Genomic DNA, 19738 nt, shown 5'->3' with positions numbered 1-19738 from the left:
ATAATCGAAGCAAGTAGTTTTGTTAGGTTGCGGGTATAATCCTACCAAAACCCGGTATTTTTGCGGAGGGATCGCTCTCTGCAACTGAGGAGTTCTTCATGAGTCGTTTGGTAACTGTTGGGGCGGTGAGCGCTCTGGTAATGGTGTTAGGGACCAATGCAAACGCATGGCTCCAAGAGGATATTGCTGCCGCCCGTGGCTATATTAGCCAGGGGAAGTTCGCTGAAGCGATCAAGATTCTCGACAAGCTCATCAAAGAGCGTCCCGATGCCATTCAGCTCTACTTCGATCTAGGACGTGCCCAGTTTGGCATGAAGAATCTGTCCCAGGCGGAGACGGCTTTTGGTAAGGTGATCGTGGGCAAGCCGATGGTGGCGGACTCTTACTTTAACCGAGGGGTCGTGCGCATTCAGTTGAACAACTGGGCAGGGGCCATTGTGGATTTTGCCAAGGTAATAGAGCTCAACCCAAAGCCAAAGCCAAATGCACCGAATCTGGTGCTAGAGTCGCGGGACAATCGCGTGGGGGCCTATCTTCAGGTGAACAAGTTTGGCGAAGCTATCGCGGACGCTAGTATCGTCCTGATGGCGGATCCCAAACGCGGTTTTACACTGCTCAACCGGGGCTATGCCTACGAGAAGCTCGGGCAGTTCGATAAGGCGGTTGCCGACTATGCCAATGCGATTCCTCTTCTGAACTCCGATGCGGAGAAGGCGTCTACTTATTTTTCCAAGGCGGATCTGGAGTTTCTTAAGCTAAACCAGCTCCCGCCTGCCGTGGACGATTACACGCAGGGGCTGGCGCTCGACAAGGCCAATGTGGGGGCACTTCTCAACCGTGCCGCTTGCTACTTCCAGTTGAAGAACTTCCAGGGGGCGCTTGCCGACTACAGCGGTGCGCTGGCGCTCAAGGCGGGTGATGGAGATATCCTGAAGAATCGTGCCGCCGTTTATCTTCAGCTCAAAGACTACAAATCGGCGATTGTGGACTACTCGGGCTACCTGCAAAAAACAGGCGCATCGGCGGATACTGCGGTCTACAGGCTGCGTGCCGCGTGCTATCTGAATGTGGATCCGAAGAACTATGCGGGAGCGGTGGCAGATCTCAAGATCTATCTTGCGAAGAATGCGACCGATGCCGTGGCCTGGAAAGATCTCGCACTGGCCCAGTACAACACGGTGGTGCCGCAAGGTGGTTCCATTGACAAGGCAAAGGCGGCGGGCCTGAGCGAGGCGATTGCCTCCGCGACCAAGGCGGTTCAGCTCGATGCCAAGCAGGCCGATGCCTTTATTATTCTGGGCGACTCCTACAGCTTCCAGGAGAGGTACAAAGAGGCGGTCTCTCCCTACACCAGCTTTATCGCGCTCGTGCCCGATAAACCCTTCGGCTACGAGGGACTGGGCCGCGTTCAGTACAACCTTCAGGACTACAAGGGGGCCATTGCCAACTTTGAGAAGTACCTCAAGCTCAAGTCCGATGGCCCGGAGACGATGGAGATCAAGAAACTCCTGGCCCTCGCAAAGGCGAGCGGTGGCGGTGGCTCCGTCGCGGATCGAATTGCGGCGCTGACAGAAGCAATCGCTGCCGATCCGAAAGACCCGGTCGCCTACACCAACCGTGGTGTGGCCTACTTTGAGTCCCAAGACTTCGACAAGGCCATTGCGGACTTCCAGAAATCCCTGGATCTGATCAAGCCCGGCGACAATAACTATCTCAAGTACATCAGCAATCTTGCGAGCGCTCGCTACAGCAAGGCGAATAAGACCAAGGCGGACGGGGATTTCAAAGCGGCGGCGGATGTCTACAATCAGTGGCTTGCTAAGGCACCAGGCAATGCCGAGATTCTCTTAACACTGGGTGAGATCGCTCTGAACCTGAAACAGTGGGACAGTGCGATCAGCAACTACACCAAGTATTTGGCGACCAACCCCACGGATGCTAAAAATCAGCTCGCGGTTCTGACCAATCGGGCCTACTGTACCCTTCAGAAGACTCCCCCCGATCTGGCGGGCGCGATTGCCGACTATAGCAAGATTATCGCCCTCAATCCTGCCGATCCGAAGTTCTACGAGCTCCGGGGCAAGGCTTATCAAGACCAGAGAAACTTGACTGCGGCGGCGGCGGATTTTGAGAAGTTCGCGCAGCTCTCGGGGAGCAAAGACCCCGATGCCATTAAGAACTTGGCCATTCTGTATTTCAATACCGGAGAGAACAAGCGCAAGGCCAACGATCCGACCAAGGGAATCCCGGAGTTCGACAAGGCTATCGCCAACTACACGACGTTCCTCGCGGTAAAACCGGGCGATGGCTCCGCTCTCTACGGGCGAGGACTCGCGACCTACCGTAAGTCAAAGGCTGCGACGGATTCCAAGGTGAAGCTTGCGGAGCTGAAGAAGGCCATCGCGGACTTTGAGGCCGCCACGAAGGCCGATCCGAAGCTGGCCGATGCCTGGTACTACCTGGGTCTCTCCTGCGACGACTACGGTGTGGCCGATGAACTCTCGGCGGAGACTATGTTCCCAAAGGCGATTGCCGCCTACGAGAAGTACACCACGGTGCCTGGAGTGTCGGCTGCGGATATCGAGGCGGCCAAGAAGCGTATTGCTCAGCTCAAAGAAGCCCTGTAGTAAAAATCAAAAGAGAGAAGAGATCCTCAAACGCCCGGCACAAGCTTCGTGCCGGGCGTTTTTGTTTGCCCCCGCCACGATATAATACCCCGTGAACCCCGATGCCTTTCTGGATCGCCTCCGCCAGCACCCCGACTACAAAAAACAGATCGTCCACATTGAGCATATCCCGGCGCGGCCTGCGGTTTACGGTGAGCTGGACGCGCCGTTGCCCGAGCGGCTGCAAAAAGCGCTGAAGGAGCACATGGGGGTGAAGAAGCTCTTTCGGCACCAGGCAGAAGCCATTGATCTGGTGCGCCTAGGCTTTCAGGTCATTGTCACGACGCCCACGGCATCCGGGAAGTCGCTGTGCTACAACGGGCCGGTTCTGGAGACGCTCCTCTTAGAGCCCAAGGCGCGGGCACTGTATCTGTTTCCCACGAAAGCCCTCGCACAAGACCAGCAGAGTAAGCTGAAAAGCCTGGATCTCTGGCCCGATATTATCTCCGCCACCTACGACGGGGACACGCCCAAGGACGAGCGCTTTGCTATCAAGCGTACGGCGCGGCTTCTGGTCACCAACCCGGACATGTTGCACCTAGGAATCCTGCCGTATCACAATGGCTGGGCGACTTTCTTTCGCAACCTTCGCTACATTGTCCTAGACGAAGCCCATGTGTATCGGGGCGTCTTTGGGGCGCACGTGGGCAATATCCTGCGGCGCCTCTTGCGTGTGGCGGAGCTTTATGGTGCACGGCCTCAGATCATCGCCTGCTCCGCGACCATTGCCAACCCGGAGGAGCTGTTCACACGGCTCACGGGACGCACTGCCGAAGTGGTCTCGGCGGAGAGTGGGGGAGCGCCCACGGGCAAGCGGCGCTTCGTCTTCTGGAACCCGCCCGTGACGGACGCTGCCACGGGCACGCGCCGCTCGACCAATGCCGAGGCTACCCATGTCTTCACGGAGCTACTCAAAGACGACGTGCGCACGCTGGCCTTCACCCGCTCCCGCAAGACGGCGGAGCTTTTGCTGACCTACGCACGTCGGGCACTGGAGGGAAAGCCCGCCGCGGAGAAAGTGATGAGCTACCGTGCGGGCTACACCCCGGAGCAGCGGCGTGAGATCGAAAGAAAATTATTTACCGGGGAGCTAACCGGAGTGACGGCGACCAATGCGCTGGAGCTGGGCGTGGATATCGGGGGAATGGACGCTGTGGTGATGACGGGCTACCCCGGAACGGTGGCAAGCACCTGGCAGCAAGCCGGGCGCGCGGGCCGTCGCCAAGGGGAGTCGCTGGCGTTTCTGATCGCCGCCGACAATCCCCTTGACCAGTTTCTGATGCGCCAGCCTGACTACTTTTTCGAGCGCCCCGCTGAGCACGCCGCACTCGACCCAACCAATAAGCACATTCTTGGCGGGCATCTCCTCTGTGCCGCCTACGAAGCCCCCCTCACCGATGAAGACGCCGAGCTCTTCGGTGGCGAGCGTGCCCGCTGGGTGGCGCACCGCTTGGTGGAAGAGGGCGCACTGGCGGCGCGTGGCGATAGGCTCCACTATGTCGGCACCGAGTACCCGGCGGCGCTGGTCAATATCCGCTCCGCGTCGTCGAATCAGTACGTGATTGAGGAGAACGGAAAGACCCTAGGCACCGTCGAGGAGTCGCGGGCCTATGAGACCATTCACCCCGGCGCGATTTATTTGCACATGGGCGAGAGCTATGTCGTGGAGGAGCTTGATACCGTCAGCCGCCGCGCTGTTGTCCGTCGTGCTGCGGCTAGCTACTTCACCGAGCCCAAGACCGACTCGCACATCGAGATTATTGCCACGGGCGGCTCCAAAGAGTTCGGCGACACCGTGGCGTACTTCGGTGAGGTGCGGGTGACAAGCTGGGTGACGGGCTTTCGCCAGAAGCAGTTTTTCTCGGATGAAGTGCTGGGCACCTACGATCTGGATCTCCCTGAGCAGACCTTCGAGACGGAGGCCGTCTGGTACCCACTTCCCCAGTACCTGGTCGAAGAACTCACCGAGGCGGGTTTAGACCTCGCAGGCGGTGTCCACGCCGTCGAGCACGCCAGCATCGGCCTGCTCCCGCTCTTTGCTCTCTGTGATCGCAACGACATCGGCGGCGTCTCGACTCCCTACCATCCCCAAGTCGGAGCCCCCACGATCTTCGTCCACGATGCCCACCCCGGCGGGGTCGGGATCGCCGAGACCGGCTTTCGCATCATCGAGCAGTGGCTTACAGCGACTCTCACGCTCATCGAAGAGTGTCCCTGCGAAGACGGCTGCCCGAGCTGCATCCAGAGCCCCAAGTGCGGCAACAACAACGAGCCGCTCGATAAAAAAGCCGCCGCGCTGATTCTGAAGCGTCTGCTCCAGCCAACCCCCTAGCCCCCGTCCGACGGGGGGAGATACGGAAGAGGAGGGGAGAGTTATCTCTTGCGAGATGGGGGCATTTCCGGTTAAATCATCCTATGATAGCAACAGCAAGCGTAGAGGAAGTGGCGGATGCCGTTTCGCATCTGAGTCTGGCAGACCTTGATCGGCTTTCAACTGCGGTGTTGGAGCGGATGCCCAATCGCGGAAAAGCGGGGCTGCATTTTCAGGAGTCGCTACTCTTGCAAGCGATCCATGAAACACTGACAGATGCCCAGCAAGAGCACTATGCTCAGCTTATCGCACGGCGGCGTGCGGAGAGCCTCACCGAGACGGAGCACGCGGAACTTCTGGAGCTTACTACAGTAGTGGAGAGTCTGGATGCGCGGCGTTTGGAGCTGATGGCGCGGCTCGCGGCACTCCGACAGATGCCTCTTACCCGACTGATCGCCGACTTGAACCTCCCTCAGCAAACGGTATGATGGAGGCACTACGAGCACAGATCATCGCGCGAGCAGGCAATCGCTGTGAGTATTGCCGTGCACCGGGATACATCGGAACGCAGCGGCTGTCTATAGAGCATATTCGTCCCAGAGCGGCAGGAGGCACGGATGATCCATTCAATCTGGCGGTCGCCTGCCAGGGCTGCAATAACCATAAGTACACGAAAATCACCGTGCTTGACCCTCTCACGGGAACTCGTGTGGCGCTTTTTCATCCTCGTCAGCAGGTCTGGGAGGAACACTTTTCCTGGAGCGAGGATGCTCTGGAGGTAATAGGCCAGACACCAACGGGGCGGGCGACGGTGGCGGCTCTCCAACTCAACCGGGAAGAACTGGTGCGTTTTCGGCGAGTGCTTATTCCTGCGGGAGAGCATCCCCCTATTCCCGCGCCTACCCCCTGACCCCCGCCCGGCGGGGGAACCGTAAGGAATAGGAAAGCTATCTCTTACGAGGCTAGTGTATTTCCGGTTAAATCTGGTTATGGCTGTACCCCCATTTTACTGTTTTATTCGTCCAACACTGGAAGCTCTTATTGATGGGAAAGAGCGGCATCGAAATGATGCGAAATCGGAAGCTATTGCCCGGATGAAACTTTCCGAGGAGGACTTGGCAGAGACGCTAGGTAATGGAAATCGAAGCCGTGCATTAAATCGCGCAGGCTGGGCAATGTCGTATCTCAGTCAAGCGGGACTTGTTAAAAGTACAGGACAACGTGGGTACTGGTGCATAACCGAGCGAGGGCTGGCTTATCTGAAACGTGCACCAGAGATCATCAAACCGAGTGATCTGGAAGAGTTTCCTGAGTTTCTTGAGTTCAAGAACCGACGACCTGAAAATTCTATCGAACTTAGTGGATCATCTGACGAATCTGAACCTGCTACCCCTGCTGAGATTTTGGACGTGGCATTTGTGACCCTGACGAATTCTCTTGCATACGAGCTATTATCCAAAGTGAAAGAGATGTCACCTGATCGTTTTGAGTGGCTTGTGGTTCAGCTCATGTTAAAACTGGGTTATGGTGGAGGCTTAGGCGAGTCGGGGCAGACTTTGGGGCGCTCAGGCGATGGCGGCGTGGATGGCGTTATCAATCAAGATAAGCTGGGTTTAGACAAGATTTACTTACAGGCCAAGCGGTGGAAGGAGGGCAAGGTCGGGCGGCCCGAAGTGATGGGATTTGTTGGAGCACTGAGTGGACAGGGGGCTACCAAAGGAGTTTTTATCACGACGTCAGCTTTTACGGAGGAGGCACGTGCTTATGCGAAAGCAAACCTTGGGTTCAAAATCTCGTTGGTAGATGGAGTCGAGCTGGCTCGTCTGATGGTTGAGAATGATCTCGGGGTTTCTCTGGTTCAGCGTTACGATGTGAAGCGGGTAGACTCAGATTTTTTTGTGGAAGAGTAGTTGCTAAAGGTAGAAAATCAGTCATCGAGTTAGAGTAATCAATCGTCGGGAACGAAAAAACACTCATCGCTCGTACTAAGACAGAGATAGAAGAGGTTAAATCAATGGACGAGACAAAGAAAACAAATCGTGAGCCGGGTGCACTGAACTATGCACAAGTCATATCACTCGATGTTGCTGCACAGGTGGCTGTGGCAGCTCGCAAACCGGCCTATCGTGCTACTCTACTGGCACGGGGAATCACCGATGAGACCCTCGATGCGCTCGATACCGCCGTGAGCGAGGGGAAAAGAGAGCAGGCTGCCGCCGTGGAGAGCGATACGGGGCAGCGGGTTTCCACACTTGACGAGAAGCTTGCCCGAAAAGAGCTACTGGCAGGGCTACGTGAGGTGCAGACCGCCGCGCGGCAGAAGTGGACACGCACGCAGCCTGCGGCGCTGAAGGACTACTACATCGGGGAGAACCTGCCCAACATGAGCCGTGCGACGCTGGTGCAGGTGGCCGAGGGAATTCTCTTGCGCCTGACTACCCAGACCCTGCCGGGAATCACCCCGGAGACAGTCGCGGCTCTGGCAAGCAAGCGCGATGCCTATGTCGAGGCCAACAAGAGCCAGCTTGGCTTTATCGCCGGTGCTAAGGCACGCCGTGAATCGGCTCTGAGCCACCTTAAGACCGCCACCGACTTGCGTATCGAGGTGCAGTTCGCCGCCGATGCCGCTTACCCCTTCGATAATCCCAGGAGCGCTCCCGCTCGTATTGAGTTCGCTCTACCCGGAGAGCGCCGCTTCGTCACGCGGTAGCTTACGTCCCGCAGAACGTCCGGTAGTCGCAGGCGCTGGCGGGGGCGGGCTCGTGGTATTTTGACGGCTCGGGCTGTGGCGTGTAGGGAGTCGCTAGGACGGCCAGTAGCTCGTGGAGGGGGGCGAGGTTATTGTCGTTTTCGGCGGCGGCGAGCGCCTCTTCGACGAGATGGTTGCGCGGGATGACGTCGGGGTTTACTGCCTGCATGAGGGCGAGCTGCTCGGTGGGTGAGCTTGACTCGCGGCTCAGGCGCTCTTGCCAGCGCGTGTGCCAGGCGGCAAAGTCGGCGTTTTTGTTAGTTGGATCGGTGAGGGTGCGGAAGGTGTTGGTGTAGTCGGCCTCGGTCTGCTGCATCCATGTGAGTAGGGCTTCGATTAGCTCAGGATCACCGTCTTCTGTGCTCTGGAGCCCGAGCTTCTGGCGCATCATCATCAGCCACTCGGCTTCGTAGAGCTCCGGGAAGATATTGAGCGCAGCGACGGCAGTGGCAACAGCGTCTTCTTCGTTATCGCCCAGCAGTGGCAGGAGCGACTCGGCGAAGCGCGTGAGGTTCCAGTGGGCCATCGCGGGCTGATTGCCGTAGGCGTAGCGCCCGCTTTCGTCTATGGAACTGAAGACCGTGCCGGGGTGGTAGGAATCTAAAAACGCGCACGGGCCGTAGTCAATCGTCTCGCCCGAGAGTGCCATGTTATCGGTGTTCATGACGCCGTGGATAAAGCCCACCCGCTGCCAGCCTGAGATAAGCTGTGCTTGGCGAGCGATCACTGCACGGAGAAATGCCGCGTATTTTTCCTCAGCATCCGCTAGCTCCGGGTAGTGCCGTGCAATTGTGTAGTCGGCCAGCACGCGCAGGTTCTCCACATCGCGGCGGGCGGCGGCGTACTGAAACGTCCCGACACGGATATGGCTACTCGCCACACGGGTTAGAATTGCGCCCGGACGTCGTGTCTCCCGCTCGATCTGCTCGCCCGTGCTGACCACGGCAAGGCTTCGTGTTGTGGGAATCCCGAGCGTGTGCATGGCCTCCGAAATAATATACTCGCGAAGCATCGGGCCAAGCGCGGCGAGGCCATCGCCACGACGAGAGTACGGTGTTCTCCCCGAGCCCTTGAGCTGGATGTCGACACGCACTCCGTCAGGAGTGACATGCTCGCCCAGTAGAATTGCCCGCCCATCGCCGAGCATTGTGAAGCCGCCAAACTGGTGCCCGGCGTAGGCTTGGGCGATAGGCTCCGCCCCGTCGGGAAGCACCTGGCCCGCAAAGAGTGCCGCTAAGTCGCCCTCGAACTGCAATCCTAGCGCGGCGGCGAGGCGTTCGTTGAAGAGCACCATGCAGGGAGCGGGGGCCAGTGCAGGAGTCGCTTTCTCGAAGAAGGCGGCGGGGAGGCGGGCGTAGGTATTGTCAAACTGCCACGAGTGAGAGCTCATGCCTCCGAGTGTACCCGCTTCTCCGCGTAGGCCCGCTCCGCAGGAGTCGTGACCAGCTCGCGCTCGGGGAAGCGCAGGGCAGCCAGAAAACCCCCAAAGACACAGCCACCGTCGAGGTTGACCGTATTGTTGACGAAGCGAATCTCGTCCTGGGGTGTGTGGCCGTAGCAGATCAGCGCCCCCGCATCGCCGTTTTCACGTTCGGCGGCCCAGGCGTGGCGAATGGGCATCCCGCTGGCCTCGAAGCCGCGCACATCCCCGAAGCGCGTGAAGCGCGTGATGAAGTCGCTGCTCTGGCCCAGCATATCGTCGCGAATCCCGGCGTGCGCGACCGCGAGTGTGCCGCCCGCCAGCACGAGGTGCACGGGCTGCGGAGCAAGATACGCCAGAATATCCAGTGTCAGGTGCTCGCGCTCTTTCTCGGGCATGCCGAGAAGCTGCTCCTCGGTTAGATCCAGCCCGTGGGTGCGCTGGACTTTTCCCCCCCGGAGCATCCGAAAGAGCTTATCGTCATGGTTGCCCGGCACAAACAAGGCTTTGTCGCGTGCCACCAAGTCACAGACGAAGCGCAGGACTCCTGGCGAGTCCGGGCCACGATCCGCCAGATCGCCGACAAAGACCGGGACGCGGCCCGTGGGGTGCGTGCCCTCGGCAGAGTATCCGAGTTGTCCGAGCAGTGTTTGTAGCTCGCTCAGGCAGCCGTGCACATCGCCGATCACATCAAAGGCGGGAGCCGTCAGTGCGCCGGGCGTGGTCTGAACCGTGGCCTCATCCATCTGCTCGGGCGAGAGAATGTGCACCCCAGCGAGGCGTGTGTCTTTTGGGAACTCGCGGAGTGCCTGCTCCAGTGTGGCCCGGTGGCGCGTGACGACTTTCTCGCCGACGGAGCGCCCCACTCGCTGGGCATCACGACGAATTGCTTCGTCAAGCGGGACATCGAAGGCGACCACATGCACGGGGACGCGGGCCGCGTGGGCGAGTGCGATCAGCCGATCCCGTGCGCCCGGCTTGAGCGCCGTTGAGTCCGCCACCGTCAGTCGCCGGTTCTTGAGACGCAATGCAATCCACTGGTGAAACAGCGCAAACGCATCGTCGTTGGCGCTCTGTGACCCGGCATCGTCCACGACCATCTCGCGGCAGCTATCGCTGGAGACAAGCTGCGAGGCGCGAAAGTGCCGCCGTGCCCAGGTGGACTTGCCCGAACCGGAAGCGCCGCAAAGTACAATCAGACAGACAGGGGGAAAGCTCAGAGTCATCGTAAGAATTGTATCGTCTGGCAAGGGCGGAGTGGTAAAGACTCGGAACTATACCCACTCAATCGTGGCATCAGGGAGGGCTTGGTTGAGCTCATCGCAGACATCCTGCTCTTTTACATCCGGGCGCATCCTTAGGGTGACGAGGAGCACCCGGCGACCATCGGGGAGGTCTTCGGTCTCAAAGGCGGAGACGGTGGCTCCGGCCTCTGTGAGTGCGGTGAGGGCGGCACTGACCGCGCCTTTATGGCGGGACACGGTGATTGTCAGGGTTGTCTGCCGCTCGTTTCTGTGGATGAGGTTCTCCGACCAGCGGCCCACCGTGAGCGTGAAGAGCACCAGTGCCGTTGCCAGTGTTGCCGAGGCGGCGTAGAGCCCACCCGCGCCACAGGAAATTCCGACCGCCGCCACGACCCACACCGTCGCCGCAGTGGTCAGCCCGCGCACGGAGAGCCCACGTCGTAGGATCACGCCCGCGCCCAGAAAGCCGATCCCTGTCACCACCTGAGCCGCGATACGCCCCGGATCGCCGTTGACAAAGTGAATTCGGGTGAGCAAACACGCCCCTAAACAGACTAGGACATGGGTGCGCAGGCCCGCTGAGTGGTTGGTCGCCTCGCGCTGTGCTCCAATAAAACCGCCCAGTAGCGAGGCCAGAACGAGGTAGCCCGCTTCGACGTAGAACGCCAGGGCTTGTGCCTGTTGTAAGTATTCCCACAGAGGACGGAAATTCATGTGCAAATTGTACCGCCTGTCACAGGGCCAGAGAAGCCGACGTTAAGCGAGGGCATGTTTTACCGTCTCGCTCGTGTGGGGAATCTACTATCTGATGCTCTTGAGGGGTAGCGATGAGTGGCGCACCGTGTTTCGCGTCGCCCAGTAAGCGTATACTGGCTGTATGCTCGAACTCGTGAAGCTCTATGCTACGATCACCTACTTTCATCCTACGGCGGGAACGGAGTGGTCGGAGGCCACGGAGAAGCACTTCCCCCATGCTCTACGACAGCCTAACCGGGAAACGCTCGGTGCGTGGCTGGCAGGATTGGGAGATCCGGCGACAGGCATTGTCGAACCTCAGAGTGCCGACGGGGCTGCTACACCGGGCTATACTGCGACCACCAAGGAGGGCTGGCCGACTCTGACACTGCCAAACACGGCCTGGCTTCTCACCCCTGAAGGGGAGGAGCGGTTTGTCGCGTTCCTGCGCGATGCGGCGCGTGCTCCCTGTGCGCTCTTTGATCTACGGGCCGCCGCGCCCGTCTCACGCAGAGCAGCGGAGCACCTGGCCGCGCTGACCAGTGGGATCGCAAAGCCCACTCTCACCCAGCGGGCACACTACGGGAAAGTGCCCGAGGTGGAGAGTACAACAGGAGACTTTCGGACAGGGTGGGTGGGGCGTGATGCGCAACTAACGGCGAGCCGCTGGCCACGCACGGCCTTTCTCCTCACACGCCATACGCCGCTGCCTCCGTTTGCGCTGGCACTGGCGCAGCTTGGCGACGCCGCCCTCTTTTTTGAAGGCGACGGCACGCCGCAAGAGTGGGTGCCCACCGCCACTCTCCCCCTTCCCAACGGTCTCGCTGCCCAGGTTCGGGTAGGGACGACTAAGCTCCCCCGTATGATCCGCACGCGCGATTCTCTCACCGAAGCCCACGCCTGGCTCAACGAAATCCCCCTTCGCAGCCACCCAGAGGGTACCCAACGAGCGAATGCCGGAGGGGGGGGAGGCGTGCTACCCTTGCCGAAAACGCGGCTCCATGCAGCACTTCGGCTCTGGAGTGCACTCTGGCTTCTGCACCCGAGTCGCGAGAAACTACAGCCAGTGTGGGAGCGGGCCTGGCCAGGGTTTCTCGCGCAAGTGCAGGCCGCCACCGATGCGCCAGGTTTTCACCGGGCTGTGCGACGACTCCTGCGCCTGACGGGTGATGGGCACGCCCTGACATTGACCGCGCTCGATGGTCTTCTTTTTGGAAACCTGGCGGCGACCGTCCGGCTTCAAACCATCGAGGGCAAGCCGACGATTGTGGCGATCCGGCACCCCGCCGCCGCCGCAGGGGGGGCGAAAATAGGGGATGTGGTAACGGCTGTGGACGGTCTGCCCATTCTGCAGCGGCGCAAGCAGCTAGAGGGTTACCTCGCGGCAGGGACGCCTCAGGCGCGGGAGAACTACCTGAACAACCGACTTCTGGCAGGCGACGAGGGCAGCAATGCGCACCTGACTCTGGAAGAGGGCCAGGGTATCGTGGTGCCTCGCTTGAGGACAACCGGTAAGGAACGTCGTGGGGAGACGGTGCGTGTTCTGACGGGCGGGGCTGTCTACGCGGATCTGGACCGGCTGACCCGTGACGAGATCGCACCCTTTTTTGACCACTTTGGCAGCGCCCCCGCCCTGATCTTCGACCTGCGCGGCTATGTGGACGAGACAGCGTGGGAGCTGGCTCCGTATCTGGCTCCGCGCCCGAACCTTGTGGCCGCGAAGTTTGTCCGGCCCGTCGCGCTCCCTCCCGAAGAGGGCGAGCTTGCGGGGCGCTACCTGGAGGAGGTTTTCTTCCAGCGCCTGCCGGCACGCATGGGGCAGAAGCAGTACCAAGGGAAAGTGGTGGCACTCGTCGACGAGCGCACCCAGAGCCAGGCGGAGCACACCGCACTCTTTCTCCGCGCCTGCGGGGCGCTCCTCGTAGGCTCCCCGACGGCGGGCGCGGTGGGGGATGTGACCAATATCGCCCTCACCGATGGTATTGTGGTGCGCTTCTCCGGTCAGGATGTCCGCTTCCCCGACGGCACGCGCGTGGCGGGCGTGGGCATTCAGCCCCAGAGACTCGTACGACCCACCCGGAAAGGTATCCAGGCAGGCCGTGATGAAGTTCTTGAAGCCGTGCAAAAAGCGCTTACTTCACGCGGGTGAGGTTCTGAGTCGTGCTTCCGCTCGTCAAGGTCAGCGAGTCGCCGTCTTGCTTCCAGGTGTTAGTGGACTGGCGACTGTTTGCAGGGAGCATGTTCAGAACCATGGGAGGCGTGCTGGAGGTCAGGTTCATCTTGAGCTGATCGGCCTCTGCACTCCAGGTACCCGCTAGCTGGACGGACTGCCCCATCACCGAGGCGGTGACAGCAAGCTGTCCACCGTCTTTGATATCAATTGTGGCAGGGATATTGTTAATACTTCCCGACCATGTCCCCGCTGGACTCGGTTTTTTACAGCCTACCGAGAGAATCAGGGCAGGGACAATAAGCATCGCTGCTACGTTACCAAATCTCATAAACTATTCTCCTAGCCGCCCGTAGCGACTTTGACAAGGGTGGGACGGAGCACCTTACTGCCCAGCATGTAGCCGCGCTGGAGCTCCTCGACGATCGTATTTTCAGGATAACCACTCTCCTCGTCGCGGAGAACGGCATTGTGTAGGTTCGGGTCAAACGGCGTGCCTGGTGTCCCAGGGATCACCAAGACACCCTCACCGACGACGACTTCACCAAACTGCTTGTAGATGGCATTGACACCTACCACCAGCTTCTCGTAGTCGCTGGTCTGGGAGGCTGCGACCAGAGCCCGCTCGAAGTTATCTAAAATAGGCAGAAGCTTCTGGATCGTTTCCTCGATCAGGTAGCTCCGTAGGCTCTCTCGCTCCTCTTCGGTGCGGCGCTTCAGATTTGAGAAGTCCGCACGAGCGCGCAGGAAATCACCGCGAGTCGCTTCGAGCTCGGCGCTCAGGCCCTCGACTTGCCCTTGAAGCCAGGCCACATCCGTGGTCAGTCCCTCCTGGGTGGCAGTAGAGGGCGCACTATCGGCATCAAACTCCGCCCCTGGTTCCGTGGGGGCGTTACTGTCATCGGTCATGGAGTCTCCGTTGAGATTTTTGTCGCGTTTAAAACGGGAAAACACGGTGCTAGTTTACCGCAATTTTTTACGGAACAGATAGACAACAAACGAGCCTAGCCCCGCAAATTTATAGATCGGGTCTATGTATTTCTCGATGACGTAGAACGCAAAGTAGTAGAGTCTGCAAAACGACCAGATCCCAATGCCCAGCAGCGCCGCTACCCGCACCGACGGAAACTCAACCAAGATGCCGGTCACCGAGGCACATCCGGCCACAAGAAACAGCGCCGCCTTGAGATACATCAGTCGTGGATCTTTCAAATCTCCCATAGAATTACTTAACGTCGCGAGAAGCGTGGCGGTTACGGGTAAAATACGACGATGCCTTTGTCTCCGTCTTCTTCTTCTCCTCCGTCGCGCCTCTTAATCGTCAAGCTCTCGTCGCTGGGCGATGTGGTGCACACGCTGCCGCTGATCGAGGCACTGCGGCTGGGGCTGGGCCCGGAGGTACATCTGGCGTGGGTGGTCCGAAAAGCTTTTGCGCCGCTGGTGGTCAACAATCCCCATCTTAGTGCAGTGCATGTGCTGGAAGAGAAGAGCCTCTCGGCGACACTGGCGTTTGGAAAGCAGCTCCGAGCGGAGCACTTTGACACGGCGCTCGATCCGCAGGGGTTGTTTGTCTCGGGCTTGCTGACATTTCTCAGTGGCGCACCCCGCCGGATTGGGCTGGATAAGAACCGCGAGGCAAACAAGCTCTTTCTCACCGAGGCCAGTATCGCAAGCACGCACCGAGCGCACCAAGTGGAGAAACTCTTTGGGTTCTGCGACGTGCTAGGCATTGCTCGGCTTGTGCCGCGCGTGCAGCACTACCTGGTGGGCGATGCGCCGCACGAGAAAACGTGGGTCGGGTGCATTATTGGAGCGAGCACACCGGATAAGACTTGGCCACTGGCGCACTGGAAAGCACTTGTGGCAGAGCTTGAGACGCGTGGGCTGGTGCCTGTTCTTCTCGGGGGAGCAGGAGCCGAGGCTGAGGCGGCGGCACAGGTGGCGCTCACTTGTGGGGGCTGCCTCAATTTAGCGGGAAAGACCACGCTCCCGGAGCTGGCCGAGGCGCTCGCTCGGTGCGCGGTGGTGATCGGTGCCGACACCGGGCCGCTACATCTGGCTGTCGCCGTGGGCACTCCGGTGATTGGTCTCTACGGTGTCACTGACCCCGCCCGCACCGGCCCCGGCTGGGGGCCTGCTCCTGTGGTTATTTTGGATGCCGTCGAGAAAGAAGCCCCGCCCGAGAGCCGCCGTCCGCGTCACGGCACGATTCCCGATGCGCTTGCCCGGATCTCCGTTGAGGCGGTGCGAGATGCCACCCTGAGGCTACTTTCATGAGGATCTGTGTGGTTCGGTTAGGAGGCATGGGCGATATTCTGCTGGCCACTCCGACGCTTCGGGCGCTGGCGGCCCACTATAAAACCGACCAGATTGACTTTGTGGTGGGGCCAGGGATGGAAGCCGCCGTCGCCGGGCTGCCCTACGCCGCACGCACTCTGGCCTTTGATCGTAAGAAACACTGGGGGGCGGGGCTTCCCGGCTTTCTTAAAACGCTTCGTGCCGAGGGGCGCTATGACTTGTTTCTGAATTTTCAGCCCAGTGTCAAGACACTTGCGCTGGCGGCGCTGGCGCACCCCAAACAGACAATTGTCTTTAAAAAAGACCGCCGTAAGCAAGCCGATACCGGGCGCGTTCGTCACGCCATAGATGACTTCGCGAAGGAAGTTGTCCCCTTGGGAGTTACCGTCACGGATCGTCAGTTAGATTTTTTCGTGCCCGAATCGGCCCGGCACTCGCTTGCTGCAAAGCTAGATCTGACCGTGCCCTATATTGCGATCAACCCGGCGGGCACCCGCGATATCAACCGCTGGCCACCGGAGCGATTCGCGACTCTGATTGAGAGCCTAGATGCTTCAGGGCGGCGGGTGCTCTTGCTCGGCGGGCCGGGCGATGTTGCGCTCGCGCAGGAGATCGCGGGGCAGAGCAAAGCGCCTGTTGAGAATCTGGCGGGCAAGCTCACGGTCAAAGAGCTGGGCGCACTTCTCGAACGAGCGGCGTGTGTGGTGACGGGCGACACCGGGCCGCTGCACATCGCCTCGGCGGTAAAGGCCCCGATTGTCTGCCTCTCGGGCGCGGCTGACCCTAACCGCACCGGCCCGACTCGACCTGGCGATCTGGTCGTGATCAACCGCGCGCTAAGCTGCGTGCCGTGTCAGGCGCGCTCGTGCAGGCGTGGCGATATTGCTTGCATGACGCAGATGCCGGTGGAGTGGGTACTAGACGCCATAGAAAGACGAGGGAAGTAGACAATGACACGCGAAGCGTTTGTCGCCCAAGCGGCGCGGCTGAAGTCCGAGGGCAAGAGAGTTGTCTTTACCAACGGCGTTTTTGATCTCTTACATGTCGGGCATTTGAGGTACTTACAGCAGGCGCGTGCTCTGGGCGATGCGCTGTTTGTGGGCGTCAATGCGGATGCAAGCGTGCGGCGCTTAAACAAAGGCCCCGAGCGCCCGATCAACCCCGAAGACGAGCGTGCGGAGCTGCTGCTGGGCCTCAAGTGCGTGGATGCCGTCTGCGTGTTTGAGGAAGACACTCCTATTGAGCTTCTGCGCATCCTCAAGCCCAGTATCCACTGCAAAGGTGGTGACTACGCCTCCCCAGACGTGCTCCCCGAGACCCCGCTCGTGCGTGCACTGGGCGGCGAGGTCGTGATTTTGCCGCTCGTCCCTGGGCGCTCCACAACGAATGTGATAAAGAAGCTTGCGGGCCAACCTATCCCAAACCTCATCGCACCCGTCAAAGCAGCCGTAGATTGATGGGGATGGGCTGGTACTTGGCGTCCAGAACGAAGGTGGTGACACTTTCAATGGCATGCTTTGCCGGGGTTTTATCGCGGCGCAGGAAGCGCACACTCGCAAGCTGTGCGGGCGTCGTGCCCGGCGGCAGAGGGATGGCGGTGCGGTTCCAGCCGCTGCGAAAGACCGTCAGAGTAGGATTGTTGTGATCTGAGACGGCTGTCCGGCCATCGCGTAGGGTGGCTTGCACCGCGAGCAAGCTGCCCGGAGCGAGAGTCGTCTTAAAGTCCAGATAGAGATAGTTGCGCGGAACGCCGTCCACGGTGATGTCTGCAACAGCGGACTCCGCACCACGACGGCTCCAGTCGCAGCCGGGCGCACGGGCAAGCAGGCGGACGAAACCTTCTCCGGCGACAGGGATGGTTTCGGTCACGGTAAACGAGCGTGTTTGTTGTGCTTTCATGTGCGATGGTATCACTTTGGTGGGGGGCATTCCAGCGAGTGGAGCACGTCCAATAAGCGGTCTATCTCCTGAGTGGTGTTGTAGTGCGCCAGCCCCACCCGCACCGCTCCATCGGCCAAACCCAGCGCCTCCATCACGCCGACGGCGTAGTAGTTACCGCTCCATGAGCAGATTCCCGCAGCTCCGAGGATCTCACTTACCGCACGTGGCGTGTAGCCCGCAATCGTAAACGCGACAGTCGGAACCCGTCCGCTCTTACCTGGCCCATAGACCGTAAGATTGGGGATCTGTGCGAGCCCGTCCAGCAAGTGCGCCCCGAGCTCGGCTTCGTAGTGCGCCATCGCGTCCATCCCAATGCTCTCGATGTACTCCACGGCCGCCGCAACGCCCGCCAAGCACTCGTGGTTGAGGGTACCTTGTTCCCAGCAGTGCGGGATCGTATTTTTGGCGGGCCGGACTTTGTACGGCGTCAGGCGCTCTAAATGCGTGCGTTTGCCGTAGAGCACCCCGATATGCGGTCCGAAGAACTTGTAGGCCGAGCACGCCAGAAAGTCGCAGTCCAACGCACGCACATCGGTGGGAAGATGCGGCACCGCCTGCACCGCGTCCACGTAGACCAGCGCTCCGACAGCGTGCGCCAGCGCCGTCGCCGCTTTCACATTGGGCGTCGTGCCCAGCGCATTCGAGGCCGCCGTGATCGCCAGCAAGCGCGTCTTACCGGGCTGAAGCGCGGCCTCCAGTGCCCCGAAATCTAACAATCCCGTCGCGGGATCAAACGGCACGCGGCGAATCACGGCTCCCACTGACTGCAAGTCCAGCCACGGCGCGACATTGGCATCGTGGTCTAGGTTGGTGACAATAATCTCATCGCCGGGCCTCAGCGTCTCGCCAAACGAGCGGGCGAGATGAAACGTGAGCGCCGTCATGCTTGCCCCAAAGACAATCTCATACGGATCGCTTGTCCCAAGAAGCCGCGCCATCGCCGCCCGCGCCGCCGCAATGGTCGCGTCCGTGCGCTGGCTGGTGGCAAACGCCCCGCCGATATTGGCACAGCTTGTGGCCCAGTAGTGGCTCACGGCATCAATCACCCGCTGCGGTACCTGCGTCCCGCCGGGATTGTCGAAGAAGATCAGGTCGGGGTTGTTTGCCAGTGCCGGGAACTGTGCCCGGATCGCGTCAATCGGAAAGCTCATGCCACAGCGTACCTGAAGTTTTGGTAAAGTCGAAGGCATGGACGAGAAGAAACGCCAAAAACGGCAGGCGGCGTGGCTTGCTATCGGGAGCTTGCTCTGGGGCCTCGGGTCTGTGGGAATTTGGGTGTTCTGGGAGTTTCTTCTTGGCTTAGAGCGCTTAACCTTTCCTCATGCCCGTAATATGCGAACCGACGGCGCTTTTGATGTTCGTCTTGTTTCGCCAAACTTCCGGCTCAGCCGCGACCAAGCGGGTCATATCCGGGCGTCTTTTGTCCGCTTTCGGATGGGGCTGGACAACGGGGTGGCCTATGTCTACGATCCGCAGGATAAGCTCACTGCTGAGATTTTTGCGAAGAATGGGAAGACGGAGTACGCGACTACCGGGCTGGGCTGGGCGCTCTCGGGTTTTGGTATCCTCTCGGGAATTACTCCACTGGGAGATCACTGGTACCGCTGCGGTTTTACCTGATTTTTCGCGCTTTGGGAACGGAGGTATCATGAAGGCATGAGTAGCATCTTCACCGCCGATCTCAAAGGCATCATCTCCCCGTGCCCCGCCTGCGGCCAGAAAAACCGCATTCCCTATGAGCGTCTCGCCGCCGCAGGGACATGCGGCAAGTGCGAGGCGAACTTGCCACTGGTCAATGCTCCCGTGGAGATTCCCAGCACCGCTGTCTTCAATGCCGTGATCGCCACAAGCTCACTGCCGGTTCTCGTAGATTTCTGGGCCGAGTGGTGTGGCCCGTGCCACGCCGTCGCCCCCGTGCTCGACCGGATCGTCGAGGAGCAGGCCGGCGCGCTGAAGCTCGTCAAGGTCAACATCGACGAGGAGCGCGAGCTCGCCGCCCGCTTCGGAATCGCGTCGATCCCCACGATGATCCTCTTCCGCGACGGCGAGCCTTCCGTCTCGGTCGTCGGCGCCCAGCCCAAGGGCGCGATCGAGCGCACGCTCGGCCTCACCGCCTAAAAACGTTTCTCCCCGCTCCCTCGCGACGAGCCGGCGATCCCGCCGGCTCGTCGCGTTCTCCTGGTCAGCGCCCGGCAGCCGCGAGG

The 19738-nt window shown here is 60.2% G+C and carries 20 protein-coding genes; 12 read left to right on the top strand and 8 right to left on the bottom strand.

Annotated features, from left to right (window positions below; genetic code table 11):
- Positions 1-98: 98 nt before the first annotated feature.
- From ACH2ED_RS20425 to ACH2ED_RS20400, 6 genes are all read left to right on the top strand, one after another.
- Entirely contained in the window at positions 99-2627 is a 2529-nt protein-coding gene (locus tag ACH2ED_RS20425) for a tetratricopeptide repeat protein (protein WP_395094576.1), read from the top strand.
- Between the two features lie 91 nt (positions 2628-2718).
- Complete coding sequence (locus ACH2ED_RS20420) at positions 2719-4998, top strand: DEAD/DEAH box helicase (protein WP_395094575.1); 2280 nt, start codon at positions 2719-2721, stop codon at positions 4996-4998.
- 83 nt (positions 4999-5081) lie between these two features.
- The gene (locus tag ACH2ED_RS20415) at positions 5082-5465 is read left to right on the top strand and encodes an STAS/SEC14 domain-containing protein (RefSeq protein ID WP_395094574.1); all 384 of its coding nucleotides are present in this window, start codon (positions 5082-5084) and stop codon (positions 5463-5465) included.
- On the top strand, positions 5462-5887 hold the full coding sequence (locus tag ACH2ED_RS20410) for an HNH endonuclease (protein WP_395094573.1): 426 nt from the start codon (positions 5462-5464) through the stop codon (positions 5885-5887). Before ACH2ED_RS20415 ends, ACH2ED_RS20410 begins: the two co-directional genes overlap by 4 nt.
- Positions 5888-5966: 79 nt before the next feature.
- The gene (locus ACH2ED_RS20405) at positions 5967-6887 is read left to right on the top strand and encodes a restriction endonuclease (protein ID WP_395094572.1); all 921 of its coding nucleotides are present in this window, start codon (positions 5967-5969) and stop codon (positions 6885-6887) included.
- 104 nt (positions 6888-6991) lie between these two features.
- Positions 6992-7687, top strand: coding sequence for a hypothetical protein (locus ACH2ED_RS20400; RefSeq protein WP_395094571.1), 696 nt, complete (start codon positions 6992-6994; stop codon positions 7685-7687).
- Position 7688: 1 nt separating this feature from the next.
- On the opposite strand, the gene ACH2ED_RS20395 is transcribed toward ACH2ED_RS20400, so the two are convergent.
- The 3 genes from ACH2ED_RS20395 to ACH2ED_RS20385 are packed head-to-tail and all read right to left on the bottom strand — an operon-like array spanning position 7689 to position 11104.
- Positions 7689-9116, bottom strand: coding sequence for a YdiU family protein (locus ACH2ED_RS20395; protein WP_395094570.1), 1428 nt, complete (start codon positions 9114-9116; stop codon positions 7689-7691).
- Positions 9113-10372, bottom strand: coding sequence for an AAA family ATPase (locus tag ACH2ED_RS20390; protein WP_395094569.1), 1260 nt, complete (start codon positions 10370-10372; stop codon positions 9113-9115). The genes ACH2ED_RS20395 and ACH2ED_RS20390 overlap by 4 nt, the downstream gene beginning before the upstream one ends.
- Positions 10373-10420: 48 nt before the next feature.
- Entirely contained in the window at positions 10421-11104 is a 684-nt protein-coding gene (locus ACH2ED_RS20385; protein WP_395094568.1) for an MgtC/SapB family protein, read from the bottom strand.
- A gap of 163 nt (positions 11105-11267) precedes the next feature.
- Between ACH2ED_RS20385 and ACH2ED_RS20380 the strand changes: the two genes are divergently transcribed.
- Positions 11268-13274 carry a S41 family peptidase gene (locus ACH2ED_RS20380; protein WP_395094567.1) on the top strand — a complete coding sequence of 669 codons (2007 nt, stop codon included), beginning with the start codon at positions 11268-11270 and terminating at the stop codon, positions 13272-13274.
- On the opposite strand, the gene ACH2ED_RS20375 is transcribed toward ACH2ED_RS20380, so the two are convergent.
- Genes ACH2ED_RS20375 through ACH2ED_RS20365 form a run of 3 tightly spaced genes read right to left on the bottom strand, consistent with a single transcriptional unit; the run spans position 13258 to position 14516 of the window.
- Positions 13258-13626 carry a hypothetical protein gene (locus ACH2ED_RS20375; RefSeq protein ID WP_395094566.1) on the bottom strand — a complete coding sequence of 123 codons (369 nt, stop codon included), beginning with the start codon at positions 13624-13626 and terminating at the stop codon, positions 13258-13260. The genes ACH2ED_RS20380 and ACH2ED_RS20375 overlap by 17 nt on opposite strands.
- Positions 13627-13637: 11 nt before the next feature.
- Positions 13638-14249: a nucleotide exchange factor GrpE gene (gene grpE, locus ACH2ED_RS20370; RefSeq protein ID WP_395094565.1), complete on the bottom strand. Its 612-nt coding sequence runs from the start codon at positions 14247-14249 to the stop codon at positions 13638-13640.
- Positions 14250-14258: 9 nt separating this feature from the next.
- Entirely contained in the window at positions 14259-14516 is a 258-nt protein-coding gene (locus tag ACH2ED_RS20365) for a hypothetical protein (protein WP_395094564.1), read from the bottom strand.
- Between the two features lie 51 nt (positions 14517-14567).
- Between ACH2ED_RS20365 and ACH2ED_RS20360 the strand changes: the two genes are divergently transcribed.
- Genes ACH2ED_RS20360 through rfaE2 form a run of 3 tightly spaced genes read left to right on the top strand, consistent with a single transcriptional unit; the run spans position 14568 to position 17050 of the window.
- The gene (locus tag ACH2ED_RS20360) at positions 14568-15572 is read left to right on the top strand and encodes a glycosyltransferase family 9 protein (RefSeq protein ID WP_395094563.1); all 1005 of its coding nucleotides are present in this window, start codon (positions 14568-14570) and stop codon (positions 15570-15572) included.
- Positions 15569-16540 carry a glycosyltransferase family 9 protein gene (locus ACH2ED_RS20355; protein ID WP_395094562.1) on the top strand — a complete coding sequence of 324 codons (972 nt, stop codon included), beginning with the start codon at positions 15569-15571 and terminating at the stop codon, positions 16538-16540. Before ACH2ED_RS20360 ends, ACH2ED_RS20355 begins: the two co-directional genes overlap by 4 nt.
- Positions 16541-16543: 3 nt before the next feature.
- Positions 16544-17050, top strand: coding sequence for a D-glycero-beta-D-manno-heptose 1-phosphate adenylyltransferase (gene rfaE2, locus ACH2ED_RS20350; protein ID WP_395094561.1), 507 nt, complete (start codon positions 16544-16546; stop codon positions 17048-17050).
- Here the strand turns inward: rfaE2 and ACH2ED_RS20345 are convergent.
- Positions 17031-17492 carry a hypothetical protein gene (locus ACH2ED_RS20345; protein WP_395094560.1) on the bottom strand — a complete coding sequence of 154 codons (462 nt, stop codon included), beginning with the start codon at positions 17490-17492 and terminating at the stop codon, positions 17031-17033. The genes rfaE2 and ACH2ED_RS20345 overlap by 20 nt on opposite strands.
- 11 nt (positions 17493-17503) lie before the next feature.
- The gene (locus ACH2ED_RS20340) at positions 17504-18685 is read right to left on the bottom strand and encodes a cysteine desulfurase-like protein (protein ID WP_395094559.1); all 1182 of its coding nucleotides are present in this window, start codon (positions 18683-18685) and stop codon (positions 17504-17506) included.
- A 37-nt stretch (positions 18686-18722) separates the two neighbouring features.
- Here ACH2ED_RS20340 and ACH2ED_RS20335 point away from each other — a divergent pair, with 37 nt between their 5' ends.
- Positions 18723-19154, top strand: a complete 432-nt coding sequence (locus ACH2ED_RS20335; RefSeq protein WP_395094558.1) for a hypothetical protein — start codon at positions 18723-18725, stop codon at positions 19152-19154.
- Positions 19155-19190: 36 nt separating this feature from the next.
- Positions 19191-19652 (top strand): thioredoxin, encoded by a 462-nt coding sequence (trxA, locus tag ACH2ED_RS20330; protein WP_395094557.1) that lies wholly within the window; start codon positions 19191-19193, stop codon positions 19650-19652.
- The last annotated feature ends 86 nt before the right edge of the window (positions 19653-19738 follow it).

This window comes from Armatimonas sp. (assembly GCF_043757465.1).
GTDB lineage: Bacteria > Armatimonadota > Armatimonadia > Armatimonadales > Armatimonadaceae > Armatimonas.
The sequence above is the reverse complement of the archived record's forward strand: the minus strand, read 5'-3'. Positions and strand labels throughout refer to the sequence as shown.

Coding starts and splice junctions, on each gene's coding strand:
- ACH2ED_RS20400 (WP_395094571.1), top strand. CDS start 6,992: ATGGACGAGACAAAGAAAACAAATCGTGAGCCGGGTGCACTGAACTAT.
- ACH2ED_RS20405 (WP_395094572.1), top strand. CDS start 5,967: ATGGCTGTACCCCCATTTTACTGTTTTATTCGTCCAACACTGGAAGCT.
- ACH2ED_RS20390 (WP_395094569.1), bottom strand. CDS start 10,372: ATGACTCTGAGCTTTCCCCCTGTCTGTCTGATTGTACTTTGCGGCGCT.
- ACH2ED_RS20365 (WP_395094564.1), bottom strand. CDS start 14,516: ATGGGAGATTTGAAAGATCCACGACTGATGTATCTCAAGGCGGCGCTG.
- ACH2ED_RS20345 (WP_395094560.1), bottom strand. CDS start 17,492: ATGAAAGCACAACAAACACGCTCGTTTACCGTGACCGAAACCATCCCT.
- ACH2ED_RS20355 (WP_395094562.1), top strand. CDS start 15,569: ATGAGGATCTGTGTGGTTCGGTTAGGAGGCATGGGCGATATTCTGCTG.
- ACH2ED_RS20360 (WP_395094563.1), top strand. CDS start 14,568: ATGCCTTTGTCTCCGTCTTCTTCTTCTCCTCCGTCGCGCCTCTTAATC.
- rfaE2 (WP_395094561.1), top strand. CDS start 16,544: ATGACACGCGAAGCGTTTGTCGCCCAAGCGGCGCGGCTGAAGTCCGAG.
- ACH2ED_RS20415 (WP_395094574.1), top strand. CDS start 5,082: ATGATAGCAACAGCAAGCGTAGAGGAAGTGGCGGATGCCGTTTCGCAT.
- ACH2ED_RS20395 (WP_395094570.1), bottom strand. CDS start 9,116: ATGAGCTCTCACTCGTGGCAGTTTGACAATACCTACGCCCGCCTCCCC.
- ACH2ED_RS20380 (WP_395094567.1), top strand. CDS start 11,268: ATGCTCGAACTCGTGAAGCTCTATGCTACGATCACCTACTTTCATCCT.
- ACH2ED_RS20340 (WP_395094559.1), bottom strand. CDS start 18,685: ATGAGCTTTCCGATTGACGCGATCCGGGCACAGTTCCCGGCACTGGCA.
- ACH2ED_RS20410 (WP_395094573.1), top strand. CDS start 5,462: ATGATGGAGGCACTACGAGCACAGATCATCGCGCGAGCAGGCAATCGC.
- ACH2ED_RS20335 (WP_395094558.1), top strand. CDS start 18,723: ATGGACGAGAAGAAACGCCAAAAACGGCAGGCGGCGTGGCTTGCTATC.
- trxA (WP_395094557.1), top strand. CDS start 19,191: ATGAGTAGCATCTTCACCGCCGATCTCAAAGGCATCATCTCCCCGTGC.
- ACH2ED_RS20425 (WP_395094576.1), top strand. CDS start 99: ATGAGTCGTTTGGTAACTGTTGGGGCGGTGAGCGCTCTGGTAATGGTG.
- ACH2ED_RS20385 (WP_395094568.1), bottom strand. CDS start 11,104: ATGAATTTCCGTCCTCTGTGGGAATACTTACAACAGGCACAAGCCCTG.
- ACH2ED_RS20375 (WP_395094566.1), bottom strand. CDS start 13,626: ATGAGATTTGGTAACGTAGCAGCGATGCTTATTGTCCCTGCCCTGATT.